17 protein-coding genes are annotated in these 14,554 nt (G+C 71.6%); 9 read left to right on the top strand and 8 right to left on the bottom strand.

All coding sequences use genetic code 11. The features are described from left to right. Positions 1-4: 4 nt before the first annotated feature. Positions 5-691: a response regulator transcription factor gene (locus JHAT_RS13340; RefSeq protein ID WP_077798348.1), complete on the bottom strand. Its 687-nt coding sequence runs from the start codon at positions 689-691 to the stop codon at positions 5-7. 316 nt (positions 692-1,007) lie between these two features. Between JHAT_RS13340 and JHAT_RS13335 the strand changes: the two genes are divergently transcribed. From JHAT_RS13335 to JHAT_RS13305, 8 genes are all read left to right on the top strand, one after another. Continuing rightward, positions 1,008-1,784 (top strand): amino acid ABC transporter ATP-binding protein, encoded by a 777-nt coding sequence (locus JHAT_RS13335; protein WP_077798347.1) that lies wholly within the window; start codon positions 1,008-1,010, stop codon positions 1,782-1,784. Between the two features lie 156 nt (positions 1,785-1,940). Continuing rightward, the gene (locus tag JHAT_RS13330) at positions 1,941-2,771 is read left to right on the top strand and encodes a glutamate ABC transporter substrate-binding protein (RefSeq protein ID WP_077798346.1); all 831 of its coding nucleotides are present in this window, start codon (positions 1,941-1,943) and stop codon (positions 2,769-2,771) included. Between the two features lie 84 nt (positions 2,772-2,855). Beyond that, positions 2,856-3,521: an amino acid ABC transporter permease gene (locus tag JHAT_RS13325; protein WP_077798345.1), complete on the top strand. Its 666-nt coding sequence runs from the start codon at positions 2,856-2,858 to the stop codon at positions 3,519-3,521. Beyond that, positions 3,518-4,417 carry an amino acid ABC transporter permease gene (locus tag JHAT_RS13320; RefSeq protein WP_077798344.1) on the top strand — a complete coding sequence of 300 codons (900 nt, stop codon included), beginning with the start codon at positions 3,518-3,520 and terminating at the stop codon, positions 4,415-4,417. The genes JHAT_RS13325 and JHAT_RS13320 overlap by 4 nt, the downstream gene beginning before the upstream one ends. A gap of 175 nt (positions 4,418-4,592) precedes the next feature. Next, positions 4,593-6,212, top strand: a complete 1,620-nt coding sequence (locus JHAT_RS13315; protein ID WP_077798343.1) for an FAD-dependent monooxygenase — start codon at positions 4,593-4,595, stop codon at positions 6,210-6,212. Positions 6,213-6,358: 146 nt separating this feature from the next. Beyond that, on the top strand, positions 6,359-6,445 hold the full coding sequence (locus JHAT_RS35950) for a putative leader peptide (protein ID WP_311605579.1): 87 nt from the start codon (positions 6,359-6,361) through the stop codon (positions 6,443-6,445). Positions 6,446-6,481: 36 nt separating this feature from the next. Beyond that, complete coding sequence (locus JHAT_RS13310; protein WP_375603561.1) at positions 6,482-7,081, top strand: cysteine dioxygenase; 600 nt, start codon at positions 6,482-6,484, stop codon at positions 7,079-7,081. Next, entirely contained in the window at positions 7,078-7,470 is a 393-nt protein-coding gene (locus JHAT_RS13305) for a rhodanese-like domain-containing protein (RefSeq protein ID WP_077798341.1), read from the top strand. The genes JHAT_RS13310 and JHAT_RS13305 overlap by 4 nt, the downstream gene beginning before the upstream one ends. A gap of 43 nt (positions 7,471-7,513) precedes the next feature. On the opposite strand, the gene recX is transcribed toward JHAT_RS13305, so the two are convergent. Next, positions 7,514-8,323: a recombination regulator RecX gene (gene recX, locus JHAT_RS13300; protein ID WP_077798340.1), complete on the bottom strand. Its 810-nt coding sequence runs from the start codon at positions 8,321-8,323 to the stop codon at positions 7,514-7,516. Positions 8,324-8,326: 3 nt separating this feature from the next. Beyond that, positions 8,327-9,454, bottom strand: coding sequence for a recombinase RecA (gene recA, locus JHAT_RS13295; protein WP_077798339.1), 1,128 nt, complete (start codon positions 9,452-9,454; stop codon positions 8,327-8,329). A gap of 397 nt (positions 9,455-9,851) precedes the next feature. On the opposite strand from recA, the gene JHAT_RS13290 reads away from it, so the two are divergent. Beyond that, positions 9,852-10,676 carry a hypothetical protein gene (locus JHAT_RS13290; RefSeq protein ID WP_253195484.1) on the top strand — a complete coding sequence of 275 codons (825 nt, stop codon included), beginning with the start codon at positions 9,852-9,854 and terminating at the stop codon, positions 10,674-10,676. 20 nt (positions 10,677-10,696) lie between these two features. Here JHAT_RS13290 and JHAT_RS13285 read toward each other — a convergent pair whose 3' ends face one another. From JHAT_RS13285 to JHAT_RS13260, 5 genes are all read right to left on the bottom strand, one after another. Next, complete coding sequence (locus JHAT_RS13285) at positions 10,697-11,968, bottom strand: AI-2E family transporter (RefSeq protein WP_171990880.1); 1,272 nt, start codon at positions 11,966-11,968, stop codon at positions 10,697-10,699. A gap of 60 nt (positions 11,969-12,028) precedes the next feature. Continuing rightward, on the bottom strand, positions 12,029-12,223 hold the full coding sequence (locus tag JHAT_RS13280) for a DUF3046 domain-containing protein (RefSeq protein ID WP_077798337.1): 195 nt from the start codon (positions 12,221-12,223) through the stop codon (positions 12,029-12,031). 356 nt (positions 12,224-12,579) lie between these two features. Further along, positions 12,580-12,888 (bottom strand): AzlD domain-containing protein, encoded by a 309-nt coding sequence (locus JHAT_RS13270; protein WP_077798336.1) that lies wholly within the window; start codon positions 12,886-12,888, stop codon positions 12,580-12,582. Continuing rightward, the gene (locus tag JHAT_RS13265; RefSeq protein WP_077798335.1) at positions 12,885-13,664 is read right to left on the bottom strand and encodes an AzlC family ABC transporter permease; all 780 of its coding nucleotides are present in this window, start codon (positions 13,662-13,664) and stop codon (positions 12,885-12,887) included. Before JHAT_RS13265 ends, JHAT_RS13270 begins: the two co-directional genes overlap by 4 nt. Next, a complete protein-coding gene (locus JHAT_RS13260) occupies positions 13,661-14,527 on the bottom strand; it encodes an AraC family transcriptional regulator (RefSeq protein ID WP_077798334.1) in 867 nt (288 codons plus the stop codon). The genes JHAT_RS13265 and JHAT_RS13260 overlap by 4 nt, the downstream gene beginning before the upstream one ends. Positions 14,528-14,554: the final 27 nt, after the last annotated feature.

Genomic DNA, 14,554 nt, shown 5'->3' with positions numbered 1-14,554 from the left:
CCCGCTACGCGGTGGGGGCGACGAGGCGGTAGCCGACGCCGCGCACGGTCTCGATGAGCGCGGGCATGCGCAGCTTGGCGCGCAGGGAGGCGACGTGCACCTCCAGGGTGCGCCCGGTCCCCTCCCAGCTGGTGCGCCACACCTCGCTGATGATCTGCTCCCGGCGGAAGACCACACCGGGACGCTGCGCGAGCAGGGCGAGGAGGTCGAACTCCTTGCGGGTGAGCTGGACGGCCGCGCCGTCGACGCTGACCCGGCGCGTCGGCAGTTCGATGAGCACGGCTCCGAGGCGCACCGCGCTCTCGGCGGTGCCCGGGGTGTCCTCGTGGGCGGTGCGCCTGCTGACGGCGTGGATCCGGGCGAGCAGTTCCCCGGTGTCGTACGGCTTGACCACGTAGTCGTCGGCGCCGAGGTTGAGGCCGTGGATGCGGGAGCGGACGTCGGAGCGGGCGGTGACCATGATCACCGGGGTGCTGGTGCGCTTGCGGATCTTGCCGCAGACCTCGTAACCGTCCTGGTCGGGCAGGCCGAGGTCGAGCAGGACGACGCCGAAGCAGTCGCCCTCGGGCACGAGCGCCTGGAGCGCCTCCTCGCCGTTGCGCGCGTGGGTGACGTCGAAGCCGTGCCGGGCAAGGACCGCGGACAGGGCGGCGGCGACGTGGTTGTCGTCCTCGACGAGCAGCAGTCTCATCCGGGCCTCCTTCGGTTCATCGGCCGTACGATCGGGATGCATACAACAGGACGGGTACGACAGGATGGGTGCGCGGCGCAGGGCACGCGCGCGCGTGCCCTGTGAAGTGACGCCGATGGAGGAGGACGGCGTCAAGAGGGTTCCGGTTGCGGCCGCTCGAAGTTATACGGCCGATATGCGCCCTGCTCGCCCGAGCTACGACGTGTGTCCGATTGCTATCGGATCGTGATGCTCAGATTCCCCTCAGATGTGGAGACGCAGCTCGTCAGGCGTTACTACTGTCCTCCCAAAACGAGGAGGACGGAGCCCGAAAGCGATGACCGAAGTATCGGTGGCCAAGGAAGACGTGGCCGCGACCGGCGAACTGGTCGTGCTGAGGAATGTCAACAAGCACTTCGGCGCGTTGCACGTGCTCCAGGACATCGACCTGACGATCACCCGCGGCGAGGTCGTCGTGGTCATCGGGCCCTCCGGGTCCGGCAAGTCCACACTGTGCCGCACCATCAACCGCCTGGAGACCATCGACTCCGGCACGATCTCGATCGACGGCAAGCCGCTGCCCGCCGAGGGCAGGGAACTGGCCCGGCTGCGCGCCGACGTCGGCATGGTCTTCCAGTCCTTCAACCTGTTCGCGCACAAGACCGTGCTCGAGAACGTGACCCTGGGCCAGGTCAAGGTCCGCAAGGTCGACGCCAAGAAGGCCGAGGAGAAGGCCCGGGCCCTGCTCGACCGGGTCGGCGTGGGCGCCCAGGCGGACAAGTACCCGGCCCAGCTCTCCGGCGGTCAGCAGCAGCGTGTCGCCATCGCGCGGGCCTTGGCCATGGACCCGAAGGTCATGCTCTTCGACGAGCCGACGTCGGCTCTCGACCCGGAGATGATCAACGAGGTCCTGGAGGTCATGAGGCAGCTCGCCCAGGACGGCATGACCATGATCGTGGTCACGCACGAGATGGGCTTCGCCCGGTCCGCCGCCAACCGCGTGGTGTTCATGGCGGACGGCCGCATCGTCGAAGAGGCCGCGCCGGAGCAGTTCTTCAGCAATCCGCGCAGCGATCGCGCCAAGGACTTCCTGTCGAAGATCCTCCATCACTGACGCTCCCGGCAGGGCGCCGACGAACCGCACCGCCCGTCGCTTCGTCACCCGTCCCGTCGCCCGGCCTTTCGTCATCCGGCCCTGATGGCCCGCATCTGATCGTTTGATCCGCTGATCGTCCGATCGCAGTTCGATCACAGCCAAAGGATGTTCCCCATGAAGCTCCGCAAGGTCACCGCCGCCTCGGCCACCGTCCTCGCCCTCGCCCTGACCGCCACCGCCTGTGGCGGCGACGGCGACGGCGACGGCTCCGGTGGTGGCAAGAAGATCACCATCGGCATCAAGTTCGACCAGCCGGGCCTCGGCCAGAAGACCCCGGACGGCTACCGGGGCTTCGACGTGGACGTCGCCACCTACGTCGCCAAGAAGCTCGGCTACACCGAGGACCAGATCGAGTGGAAGGAGTCGAAGAGCGCCGACCGCGAGACCATGCTGCAGCGCGGTGACGTCGACTTCATCGCCGCCACCTACTCGATCACCCCGGAGCGCCAGGAGAAGGTCGACTTCGCCGGCCCCTACCTGCTCGCCCACCAGGACGTGCTGCTCCGCGCCGACGACGACAAGATCAAGTCGCCGGAGGACCTCAACAACGCCAAGCTGTGCTCGGTCACCGGCTCGACCTCGGCCCAGAACGTCAAGAAGAAGCTGGCTCCCAAGGCCCAGCTGCAGAACCTCCCGACGTACTCCGCCTGCCTGAACGGCCTTCAGACCGGCACCCTCGACGCGCTGACCACGGACGACTCGATCCTCGCCGGTTACGCCTCGCAGTCGCAGTTCAAGGGCAAGTTCAAGCTCGGCGGCTTCAAGATGACCAACGAGAACTACGGCATCGGCGTCAAGAAGGGCAGCGACCTCAAGGACAAGATCAACAAGGCCCTCGAGGAGATGGTCGCCGACAAGTCCTGGCAGAAGGCCGTGGACACCAACCTCGGCCCGGCCAACTACAAGAACGAGCCCGCGCCGAAGATCGGCGACATCAAGAGCTGAGGCAGCGCCTGACAGGGTGCGCCGTCCGCCGGAAGGGGCGGCGCACCGGGGCGGGCTTCCCTACACGCGAAAGCGCGGGAGATCGTGTTCGACTTTCTTAAGGATTACGACCTGCTGGGAGCCTTCTGGACGACCGTGCAGCTCGCTGTGCTCTCGGCCGTCGGCTCCCTGATCTGGGGCACCGCCCTGGCCGCCATGCGGGTCGGTCCGGTGCCGCTGATGCGCGGCTTCGGGACCGCGTACGTGAACATCGTGCGGAACATTCCCCTGACCGTCATCATCCTGTTCGCGTCACTGGGTCTGTACCAGACCCTGGGCGTCACCCTCGGCTCCGACGACATCGAGACGATCAGCTTCCGGCTCGCCGTCCTCGGTCTGATCCTCTACACCTCGTCCTTCGTCTGCGAGGCGCTGCGCTCCGGCATCAACACGGTGCCGGTCGGTCAGGCGGAGGCGGCGCGGGCGATCGGCCTCAGCTTCGGCCAGGTCCTCCGGCTCGTGGTGCTGCCGCAGGCGTTCCGTTCCTCCGTCGTCCCCCTGGCGAACGTACTGATCGCTCTCATCAAGAACACCACGGTGGCCGCCGCCATCGGTGTCACCGAGGCCGCGCTGCTGATGAAGGAGATGATCGAGAACGAGGCGCAGCTGCTGCTGATCTCCGCGGTCATCGCCGTCGGGTTCGTGATTCTGACGCTGCCGACCGGCCTGATCCTCGGCTGGGTGGGCAAGAAGGTGGCGGTGAAGCGATGAGTTCCGTTCTCTACGACGCCCAGGGTCCGCGCGCCAAGCGGCGCAACATCCTGTTCAACGTCGTCTTCTTCGTCGCTCTCGCGGCGCTGCTGTGGTGGGTGTTCAGCACGCTCGCCGACAAGGGCCAGCTCGAGTGGGCGAAGTGGAAGCCGTTCTTCTCGGGCAGCGAGGCCTGGTCCACGTACATCTGGCCCGCTCTGCAGAACACCCTGAAGGCGGCCTTCGTCGCGGTGGTCATCGCGCTGCCGCTCGGCGCGGTCCTCGGCATCGCCCGCCTGTCGGACCACGTCTGGGTCCGCGTTCCCGCCGCGATCGTCGTCGAGTTCTTCCGGTCCATCCCCGTGCTGGTCCTGATGATCTTCGGCCTCGCCCTGTTCGCCGAGTACACCGACGTCAGTTCGGACGACCGGCCGCTGTACGCGGTGGTCACGGGCCTCGTGCTGTACAACGCCTCGGTCCTCGCCGAGATCGTCCGCTCCGGCATCCTGGCCCTGCCCAAGGGACAGGCCGAGGGCGCGATGGCGATCGGCCTGCGCAAGGGACAGGTCATGCGGCTGATCCTGCTGCCGCAGGCGGTCACCGCGATGCTGCCGGCCATCGTCAGCCAGCTGGTCGTGATCGTGAAGGACACCGCCCTCGGCGGCGCGGTCCTCACCTTCCCCGAGCTGCTCTCGTCCGCCAACACGATGAGTGCCTACTACGGCGCCAACACCATCGCGAGCTTCACCGTGGTGGCCGTCATCTACATCGCGCTCAACTTCGCCCTGACGAGTTTCGCGAGCTGGCTGGAGCGGCGGCTGCGGCGGGCCAAGAAGTCGACCGGTGCGGTGCTCAAGGTGGATGACGCGGGCACGCCCGGAACGCCGGCCGCCGGCACCGGCGTGGCCAAGACCTGACACCCGACCGGAGTGTGCGACCATCACGGAGGCAGTGGCATGATCGCCACTGCCTCCGTCGCTTGACGCAAGCAGCGGCAATGGGTTGCATACGTTCTGTGACCGTGCACCCTGCTCCAACTTCCTGTTCACCCACGTCCCCCGGGACGCCGTCACAGGCAGGGGGCACCGCACCGTGGACCCGGTGATCATCGCCGGAGCGGGGCCCGTCGGGCTCACGCTCGCCCTGGCGCTGGCGCGTCAGGAGGTGCCCTGCGTCGTCCTCGACGAAGGTCCGGGCAAGGACGAACCGCGCCCGGCGCGTACCGTCGTCCTGCGCGAGGACGTCGTCGCCCTCGTCGAGAGACTGGCCGGAACCTCCTTGGACGAGGCGGGTTTCCGTTGGGCCGGATGGCGGGCGATGCGGCGCAAGCAGGTGACGCGCGAGGTCGCGTTCGACGACGCCTGCCCGGCGCCGCTGCACATCGCCCAGCACGTGCTGACCGGTGTCCTGCGCGCCGCCCTGGCCCGCGAACCCCTCGTGAAGGTCGCGATGGACAGCCGTCTGGTCGGCCTCGAACAGGAGACGTCCGGCGTCATCGCCCACACCCGCGGCCCCCAGGGCACCTGGTGGCGCGGCAGTCACCTGGTCGGCTGCGACGGTCCCCGCTCGACCGTGCGCAAGCTCCAGGACATCCGTTTCCCCGGCCGTACGGCGGTGGAACGATACGCCGTCGCCGCACTGCGCACCGAGCTGCCCTGGACCGACGAGGCGCTGCTCCACCGCGCGCCGCCCTGGCGGACGTCCGGTCCGTCGGCCGGCGAGATCGTCGGCCGGCCCCTGCCGGACGGTGTGTGGCGCCTGGACTGGCTGCTGCCGCCGGGCAAGGACCTGATCACGCCCGAACTGCTGGTGAACCGGATCCGGGAGACCCTCACCGGCTGGCGGGCCGGGGCCACCCCGGTGTACGAACTCCTCGACACCGGCGTCCACACGGTCCACCACCGGCTGGCCCGCCGCTGGCGGGTGGGCCGCGTGTTCCTCGCCGGGGACGCGGCGCATCTGCTCGGCGCGCTGGGCACCCAGGGCCTCGACGAGGGGCTGCGGGACGCCGACAACCTGGCCTGGAAACTCGCCCTGGCCTGGCACCACGGGCCCCACGAGGCCCTGCTCGACAGCTACCAGAAGGAGCGGCGCACGGCCGTCGCGGCGCGATTGCGCGCCGCCGACCAGGCACTGCCGCTGCTGCGCGGCGGCGGGGGCCTGCGGTCGTACGTCCCCGGCGCGGCCCGGGGCCACGACGCGCTGCTCGCCGACGGTCACCTGGGGCGCGGGACGCTGGGGGCACCGGGGACGCACGCCGCCTCGCCGCTCATGCCTCCGCGCCTCGACGGCGAGGCGGCCGTCGGCACGGTGCCGGGAGCTCCCGTCACCGACGTGCGGGTCACGGCGGAGGACGGCACGTTCGTGCGGCTGCGGGACCGGCTGGGGCGCGGTGCGCTGCTGGTGGTGCTGATCGCGCCGGGCACGGGGGTGTGGGACCGCAAGCACTGGGTGTCCGCCGGGGTCATGCCCCGGCTGGCGGCGGCGGTGACGGCGCTGCCGCACCGTGCCGAGTTGCTGGTCGCCGAGAGTTACCCCGGGGCCGCGGCGCACACGGTGCTGCTGGTGCGGCCCGACGGCTTTCTGGTCACGGCGCTGAACGGGGTGCGTCCGGCCGACCTGTACACGGCGGCGGAGGCGGCGCTGGGCGGTGCGGAGGAGGCGGCCGCGGAGGCGGAAGCCGAGGCCGGGGCTGCGGCCGGGGCCCGTTGAGCGGTCGCCCGTGGCGTGCTCTCCGCCGGCCGGGGCGGGCGCTGCCCGGACGGGCGGGCGCGCGATCGGCGGCCGCTGTCCGCCGTCGCCGTCCGCGGGGTGACGGTGAGTTGACCGGTTCCTTCCGCCATGGTCTACTCCGGAGCGTGACCGACACCGATGTGCGCCTGTGGCGGAGGGTCCACATGGACCTCGTCCGCTATGCGGGCTGCGTGTGTCGCCCGTCCTGCTGATTTCGCATCGTTTCCCTCCGCGCGCCCCGCCTCGGCATGCCGCCGCGCGCTCCCTCGCGAACTCCCAGGACGGTATCCGTGTCCGTGTCCTCCTCTGCCCCTGCCCCTGTCCCTTCCTCGACGGCCACGAGCGCGCCCGCGCCCGCGCCGACTCAGGCCGACCTCCTCGACTTCGTCCAGCGCGTCGCCGCCGACGCCGAACTGATCGCCTCGCTCCCCCTCGACCCCGAGGGCCGTACCTGGGTGCGGCTGGAAGGGCCCGGCGGCAGTGAGGCCTGGCTGATCGGTTGGCCGCCCGGTACGGGCACCGGCTGGCACGACCACGCCGACTCGGTGGGCGCCTTCGTGACCGCGGCCGGCGAGCTCAAGGAGAACGCGCTCGCCGCCCGGCTGCCCACCGACGGCTGGAAGGTCCTGGAGCTCACCGACGGCGTGGACCGAGAGCGCCGGCTGCCCGCGGGAAAGGGACGCGCCTTCGGACGGCACCACGTCCACGAGGTGCTCAACGAGTCTCCCGGCCGACACGCGATCTCCGTCCACGCCTACTACCCGCCCCTGCCGCGGATCCGTCGTTACAGTCGCAGCGGCCAGGTCCTGCGCCTGGCGGAGGTCGAACGTCCGGAGGACTGGCAGTGAGCGAACCGAACGGGATCGACGCGGTGCTGGAGCGGGTACGCCGGGGCTACGCGCGCATCGAGCCGCGCGCCGCGTACGAAGCCGCCGAGGCGGGGGAGGCCCTGCTGGTCGACATCCGGTACGCCTCCCTGCGCGATACGGACGGCCTCATCCCGGGCGCGCTGGTGGTCGAGCGCAACGAGCTCGAGTGGCGGCTGGACCCGCAGGGCAGCCACCGGCTCCCCGAGGCCACGAGCCACGACCTGCGTGTCGTGGTGGTGTGCAACGAGGGCTACGCCTCCAGCCTCGCCGCGGAGTCGCTGCACCGCCTGGGTCTGCGCCGGGCCACCGATCTGGTCGGCGGGTTCCAGGCGTGGCGGACGGCGGGACTGCCGGTGACCGTGCCGTAGCGCGTTCTGCCCGTCGGCTCGGGCCGGACGCCGCCGTGTCCGGTCAGAAGCCCTCGTCGTCGAGGAACTCCGTGTCCTCGCCCTCCTCTTCCAGCGCCCGGCGGACCACCCGCAGGGCCATGCCCTCGGGGTAGCCCTTGCGGGCCAGCATGCCGGCGAGGCGGCGCAGCCTCTTGTCGCGGTCGAGGCCGCGGGTGGCGCGCAGTTTGCGGGCGACGAGCTCCCGCGCGGTCTCCTCCTCCTGCTCGGAGTCCAGCTGGGACACCGCCGCGTCGATGAGGGTGGAGTCCACGCCCTTGGTCCTCAGTTCCCGGGCGAGAGCGCGCCGGGCCAGTCCGCGGCCGTGGTGCCGGGACTCGACCCAGGCGTCGGCGAAGGCGCTGTCGTTGATCAGGCCCACCTCCTCGAACCTGGACAGCACCTCCTCCGCGGCCTCGTCCGGGATCTCCCGTTTACGCAGTGCGTCGGCGAGTTGCCTGCGGGTGCGCGGGGTCCCGGTGAGCAGGCGCAGGCAGATCGCCCGTGCCTGCTCCACCGGGTCCCGCGGAGGCTCCTCCTTCTCGGCCCTCGACGAGGAAGTGGCACCTCCGTCCTCGCTGAACGGCTCCGCGTCCTCGTGCCGGCGACGCCGGCAGGAGCCGCCCGCCCCACGAGCCCGGCCGCCGCCCCGACGCGAACCGTCACCGCGGTGCGGCTCGCCGGTGTCGTACGGCGCGGGGCCGTCCGTGCCGTCCGCCCCGTAGCCGTCGCCCTCCGCTCCGGCGGAGCCCGCCTCGCCCGGTCTCCGCCGCTCGCGCTCCCGCGCGGCGGCGTCCGGGCAGGCGTACTCGGACCAGTCGGTTCGTCGTGTCACGGGTCAGCTCTTGGCTGCCGCGGCCTTGGACTTGGTGGTCTTGGCCGTCGCGGGGGCGGGCACCGCCGGTACGGCGTCGGCCGGGGCTGCGGAGGCCGCGGCATCCGTGCCCGGCTCGGTGGCCGGCTCCTCGGGACGCACGCCGACGCCCAGCTTCTCCTTGATCTTCTTCTCGATCTCGTTGGCGAGGTCGGGGTTGTCCTTCAGGAAGTTGCGCGCGTTCTCCTTGCCCTGGCCGAGCTGGTCGCCCTCGTACGTGTACCAGGCGCCGGCCTTGCGGACGAAGCCGTGCTCCACGCCCATGTCGATCAGGCCGCCCTCGCGGCTGATGCCCTGGCCGTAGAGGATGTCGAACTCGGCCTGCTTGAAGGGCGGCGCGACCTTGTTCTTGACGACCTTGCAGCGGGTGCGGTTGCCGACCGCCTCCGTGCCGTCCTTCAGCGTCTCGATGCGGCGGATGTCGATGCGCACGGAGGCGTAGAACTTCAGCGCGCGGCCACCGGTCGTGGTCTCCGGGGAGCCGAACATCACGCCGATCTTCTCGCGGAGCTGGTTGATGAAGATCGCGGTGGTCTTGGACTGGTTGAGCGCGCTGGTGATCTTCCGCAGGGCCTGGCTCATCAGCCGGGCCTGGAGACCCACGTGGCTGTCGCCCATCTCGCCCTCGATCTCCGCACGCGGGACGAGCGCGGCGACGGAGTCGATGACGATGAGGTCGAGGGCGCCGGAGCGGACCAGCATGTCCACGATCTCGAGGGCCTGCTCGCCGTTGTCCGGCTGGGAGAGGATCAGGTTGTCGATGTCGACGCCGAGCTTCTTCGCGTACTCGGGGTCGAGGGCGTGCTCCGCGTCCACGAACGCGACCTGGCCGCCGGCCTTCTGCGCGTTCGCCACGGCGTGCAGGGTCAGGGTCGTCTTGCCCGAGGACTCGGGGCCGTAGATCTCCACGACCCGGCCGCGCGGGAGACCGCCGACGCCGAGGGCCACGTCGAGCGCGGTCGAGCCGGTCGGGATGACCTCGATGGGCTCCTGCGACCGCTCGCCCATGCGCATGACCGCGCCCTTGCCGAATTGCCGTTCAATCTGTGCGAGCGCGGCGTCCAGGGCCTTCTCGCGGTCGGTTCCTGCCATGGGTTCCACCCGGTTTGCTTGATTCGATCGCTTCACGTCAAAGACGCTAATGCCTGCCACTGACAATGAGCCTCGGTGCGGGTCCGGCCTGTGGATAACTCGGGCATTTCTCCGTCCAAACCCAGTCGAATCGCCCGTCACGAGCCTCGCCGGAGCCTCCATGAGAATGGATGTTCGATTTTTGTGTCAAGCGCGTCACACGGTGCCTCCGAGCGTACGTCTACGGTGTCGGCGGCCGACGTGCGCGCACGCGGTGCGAGGCGAGGGCCCCGCGGTTCCCGCGTACGGCCGCCTCCCCCGCCGGAGTCCGGGCGGGGTCTCCTGCTCCCCCCGGTGTACGGCGGGTGTCTCCGGCCGGACGACGACCGGGCGGCCGGTCCCGGGCCAGGCTCGTGCCATGCAGAACGAGAGGGCCTCCCGAACCGCCGCCGGCACCGTCCGCGGGGCCGCACCGGACCCGTCGTCCGCGGCCGGCCCGCCGCCCGGCCGGTCCGCGGTGACGCGCGCGTGCCACGCGACCGGCCTTCTCCTGGTCCTCTCCGGCCTCTTCCACCTGGCGGTGTTCGCCGTGGACGGCGGGCCGTGGACCGGGCCCGTCTCCTGGCGCAAGCCGGTGACGTTCGGGCTGTCCTTCGGGGCCACCCTGATCGCCGTCACCTGGATCACCTCGTACCTGCGCGTCCGGCCGGGGCCGCGCGCCGCCCTGCTCGCCGTGTTCGCGGCCGACTGTGTCCTCGAGGTCGCCGGCATCACCCTCCAGGCGTGGCGCAAAGTCCCCTCGCACCTCGACATGGAGACGTCGTTCGACACGGCCGTGTCGATGTCCCTCGCGGTGGGCGGCGGCGTCCTGGTCGTGCTGTTGGGCGCGCTCGCGCTCGTGTCGTTCCGCCACCGGCCCACGGGACCCGTGGGCATGGCCCTCGCCGTGCGCTCCGGGTTCGCGATGCTGCTCGTCGGGCTGGCTTCGGGCGCCGCGATGATCGCGCGGGGTGTGGTCCTCACCCGGACCGGCCACCAGGAGGCGGCCTACCACTCCACGGCCCCGCTCAAGCCGCTGCACGGGGTGAGCCTGCACGCCGTCCTGGTCCTGCCGGTACTGGCCCAACTGCTGTCCCTGACCCCGTGGACCGCGACGGTACGGCGACGGATCGTGGCCGTGGCGGTGGTCTGCTGTGCGGCCGCGGTCGTCGCCGCCGGGGTGTGGGCCGGTCTGACGTACTGACCCGGCCGCCCGGGGGGCGCTCAGGCGGTGCCGTCGCCGGGCCCGTCCTCCCCGGGGAGTGCCGCGTCCGGTCGCCGGGTCCACAGTTTCCGCATGCGCGTGAAGGCCCCTCCCCCCGTCCCACGACGGTCGCGGTGCCCGTGCACGCGTGGATCGTCGGTGACGTCGTAGCGCTTGACGTACGCCCCGAGGAAGGCCTGCAGCGTGGCGACCGCCGGGATGGCGATCAGCGCGCCGACGGCGCCCAGGAGGGCGGTGCCCGCGATGACCGAGCCGAAGGCGACCGCGGGGTGGATGTCCACGGTCTTCGACGTCAGCTTGGGCTGCAGCATGTAGTTCTCGAACTGCTGGTAGACCACCACGAAGCCCAGTACCCACAGCGCGTACCAGGGGTTGACCGTGAAGGCGATCAGCATGGGCAGGGCACCCGCGAGATAGGTGCCGATGGTGGGGATGAACTGCGACACCAGACCCACCCACACCGCGAGCGCGGGCGCGTAGGGCACCCCCAGGATCTCCAGCAGGATGTAGTGCGCGACGCCGGAGACCAATGCCATCAGACCGCGCGAGTACAGGTAGCCGCCGGTCTTGTCCACGGCGATCTCCCACGCGCGCAGGACCTCGGCCTGCCGGGCGGGCGGCAGGACGGAGCAGAGCGCGCGCCGCAGCCGGGGGCCGTCGGCGGCGAAGTAGAACGAGAACAGCACGATCGTCAGCATCTGGAAGAGGCCCCCGAGGACCTGCGCGGACACGTCGAGGACGCCGGTGGCGCTGTTCTGCACGTAGTTGCGCAGCCAGTCGGAACGGAGCAGGCCCTCCTGGACGTCCACTCTCCTCAGCTCGGTGTGGAAGTGGCCGTTGACCCAGTTGATCACGGAGTCGAGGTAGTCGGGGAAGTCCTCGACCATCTTGACGATCTGCCCCGCGAGCATGGAGCCGAGCAGTGTCACGAATCCCGCGGCGGCGATCAGCACGGCGAGGAAGACGATGAAGGTGGCCAGCCCGCGGCGCATGCCGCGCGCGGACATCCAGCTCACCGCCGGCTCGATGGCGAGCGCCAGGAAGAACGCGATGAGGATGTTGATCAGCAGGCCGGTGAGCTGGTGGAAGGCCCAGCTGCCCAGCTGGAACACGGCGATCAGCGAAAGAGCCAGCACCATGGCCCGCGGCAGCCAGCGAGGCATACGGGCGCCTGGCCCCGCGTTGCCGCCGGCCGGGGGCGGGGCGGGCGGCGTCGTGCCGGGCGGAGGGGTGTGCCGGGCCGCCTGCCCGGTCTCGTCAGTGGGTGCCACGGACCAAGTCTCGCCCACGCCACCGACAGCGGACGCACGGTCCGCGATCTTCGTGACCGGTCAGCGCCGTTCCTGTGGCACGCTCATGACGGTGCAGACCACCCGCCACACGTCCTTGGCGTCCCAGCCGGCGTCCAGCGCCTCGTGCACCGTACGACCACCGAGCTCCGTCATCACGTGATCGCGCGCGAAGGTGTCGGCGTACCCCGGACCGAAGTGCTCCGTCATCCGCTCCCAGAAGACCGTCAACCGCATGACCCCAGTATCCCGCCCCTGAGGGTGGGCCCCGAGCCGGGGCCGCGTCCTGGGACCGCTTTCCGCCCCACGGTCTGACACACGGCCGGGAACGGAGCTCCCCCACTCCCCCTACGCCCCGGCCCGCACTCCGCTCGCGCGCGCGTGTGGTTCACGGACGACGAGACGGCCCGCTCCCTCGACTTCCTCGCGGCGGAACAGGACGAGGACGGCGGATGGCCCGTCCGCCGGTACCACTGGGCACCCGCCCCGCGCTGGAGGCACGCCCCTGGTGACGCTCGACGCCCCGCGTACGCTCCGGGCCCGCGGCCGCCCCGCCGGCCGACCGCCCCGCCGGCCGACCGGACCGCCCGCCCTCATCCGCCCATGGCCCGCACACCCGCGGTGACCACGACGGCCGCCGCGACGACCAGGAGGAACGGCGCCCGCAGCACCAGGGCGACGGCGGCCGCGGCGACTCCCGCGGCCCGTGCGTCCAGCACGAGCGCCCGCCCGTCCGCGAAGGTCTGCTGGGCGGTGAGCGCCGCGAGGAGGGCGACGGGCAGCAGGGCGGCGAGACGCCTGACCAACGGCCGCTCCAGGACGCCCGCGGGCACGAGCAGCCCGATGAGTTTGACGGCGTAGCAGCCGAGTGCGGTCACGCCGATCGCGATCCAGACGTTCACCGCTCCCCCTCCCGCCCGGAGCCCTGCACCGGGCTCGGTGCGACATCCTGGGCACCCTCCTGTGCGCCGCCCCTGCGGCGCCCCTCCGCCCACAGGACGGCCGGCGCCGCCAGCGCCGCCACCAGGACGGGCACACCGGCGGGCAGCACGGGCAGCAGACCGAGCCCCAGCAGGACGGCCGCCGCGGCGACCGCGCGCTCGGTGGTGGTCTTCAGCATGGGCGCGAGCAGCGCCAGGAAGACCGCGGGTCCCGCCGCGTCGAGACCCCAGGCGTCGGTGTCCCCGATGGCCTCCGCGCCCAGCGCGCCGAGCAGGGTGGTGAGGTTCCACAGCGCGTACAGGGTGAGGCCGGTGACGGTGAACCCGATCCGGACGCCGCGTCGCGTCGGCTGCGCGAGTGCCACGGCCGTCGTCTCGTCGATGACCCACTGCGCGGCGAACGGCCGCACCGCGCGCGGGAGGGCCAGCAACTGCGACAACCGCAGTCCGTAGAAGGCGTTGCGCACGCCCAGGAAGAAGGCCCCCGCCGCGGCCGTGAGCGGGTTGCCGCCGGCCGCGAGCGCTCCCACGAGCGCGAACTGGGACGCCCCCGTGAAGACCAGGAGGCTGAGCGCGCACGTCTGCAGCAAGGTGAGTCCACTGCCCGCCGAGGTCACCCCGAAGGCGAACCCGGACAACCCGACGGCGACTCCTACCCCGAGGGCGTCCCGTACGACGGCGGCGTCCGGCTTGCCCCCGGCGACGCCCGCGGCGGGAACGACTGTCTGTTCTGTCACGCCTCGGACGGTAGGAGCAGCCCCCGCCGCGCGTCTTGTACGTTCTTGCGCTCCCGCTGGTAGGCGCCGGGCGGTACGCCCACGATCCGTGCGAAGTGCCGGTTCAGGTGCGGCTGGTCGGTGAAGCCCACGGCGACGGCGGCCTCGGCCGGTGCCGCCCCGGCGTCCAGCATCCGCCGCGCCCGGCGCACCCGGGCGTCGGTCAGCCACGTGTGGGGCGGCATGCCGTACGCGTCCCGGAAGGCGCGCAGCAACGCGAAGGGGCTGCTCCCGAGCTCCGCGGCGAGCGTCTCCAGACGGGGCGGGTCGGCCATCCGCTCCTCCAGCACGGCACGCGCGCGTGCCGCGACCCGGGCCCCGGCCGTGCGCACCTGCCGCCGTGGCAGCGGGCCGCCGTTCAGTCGCAACAGCCGGGTCACGGCCACCCGCAGCAGCGTGTCGGCGGCGAGCGCGTTGCCCTCGTCGGCGGCCCGCAGCACCCGGTGGACCAGCTCGGCGGCGTACGGGTCGTCGAACACCGGCCGGACGAACCCCGGCGTGCCGCGCAGGGTGGTCGTCTCCGCCGCGATCGCGGACACCAGCTCGGGTGCCGGGTAGACCGCTCCGTACCGCCAGCCCTCCGGCACGCCGGCCCGTCCCGTGTGCGGGGTGTCGGGGTTGATCAGCGCGAGCGATCCGGCGCCGGCGTACTGGTCGCCGCCGCCGTGGTGGAAGACCTCGACGCCGTCGGCGATGGCGGCGATGACGAAGTGCTCGTGCGTGTGCCTCACGAAGGTCTTCCGTATGTACCGGGCGCGCAGCAGGTCGACGCCGGGCAGTTCGGCGTACTGCCAGTGCCGCGCCCGCTCACCCGATCCCGCCATGGGTCCATTCTCCGGCACCCGGGTCGC

The organism is Streptomyces sp. JHA26, from assembly GCF_002005565.1.
In the GTDB taxonomy this organism is placed as follows: Bacteria; Actinomycetota; Actinomycetes; order Streptomycetales; family Streptomycetaceae; genus Streptomyces.
The sequence above is the reverse complement of the archived record's forward strand: the minus strand, read 5'-3'. Positions and strand labels throughout refer to the sequence as shown.

Excerpts from the sequence above, each read along its gene's own strand:
- recA (WP_077798339.1), bottom strand. The coding sequence starts at position 9,454 with ATGGCAGGAACCGACCGCGAGAAGGCCCTGGACGCCGCGCTCGCACAG.
- JHAT_RS13310 (WP_375603561.1), top strand. The coding sequence starts at position 6,482 with ATGCCGCCGCGCGCTCCCTCGCGAACTCCCAGGACGGTATCCGTGTCC.
- JHAT_RS13290 (WP_253195484.1), top strand. The coding sequence starts at position 9,852 with ATGCAGAACGAGAGGGCCTCCCGAACCGCCGCCGGCACCGTCCGCGGG.
- JHAT_RS13320 (WP_077798344.1), top strand. The coding sequence starts at position 3,518 with ATGAGTTCCGTTCTCTACGACGCCCAGGGTCCGCGCGCCAAGCGGCGC.
- JHAT_RS13280 (WP_077798337.1), bottom strand. The coding sequence starts at position 12,223 with ATGCGGTTGACGGTCTTCTGGGAGCGGATGACGGAGCACTTCGGTCCG.
- JHAT_RS13340 (WP_077798348.1), bottom strand. The coding sequence starts at position 691 with ATGAGACTGCTGCTCGTCGAGGACGACAACCACGTCGCCGCCGCCCTG.
- JHAT_RS13330 (WP_077798346.1), top strand. The coding sequence starts at position 1,941 with ATGAAGCTCCGCAAGGTCACCGCCGCCTCGGCCACCGTCCTCGCCCTC.
- JHAT_RS13335 (WP_077798347.1), top strand. The coding sequence starts at position 1,008 with ATGACCGAAGTATCGGTGGCCAAGGAAGACGTGGCCGCGACCGGCGAA.
- JHAT_RS13260 (WP_077798334.1), bottom strand. The coding sequence starts at position 14,527 with ATGGCGGGATCGGGTGAGCGGGCGCGGCACTGGCAGTACGCCGAACTG.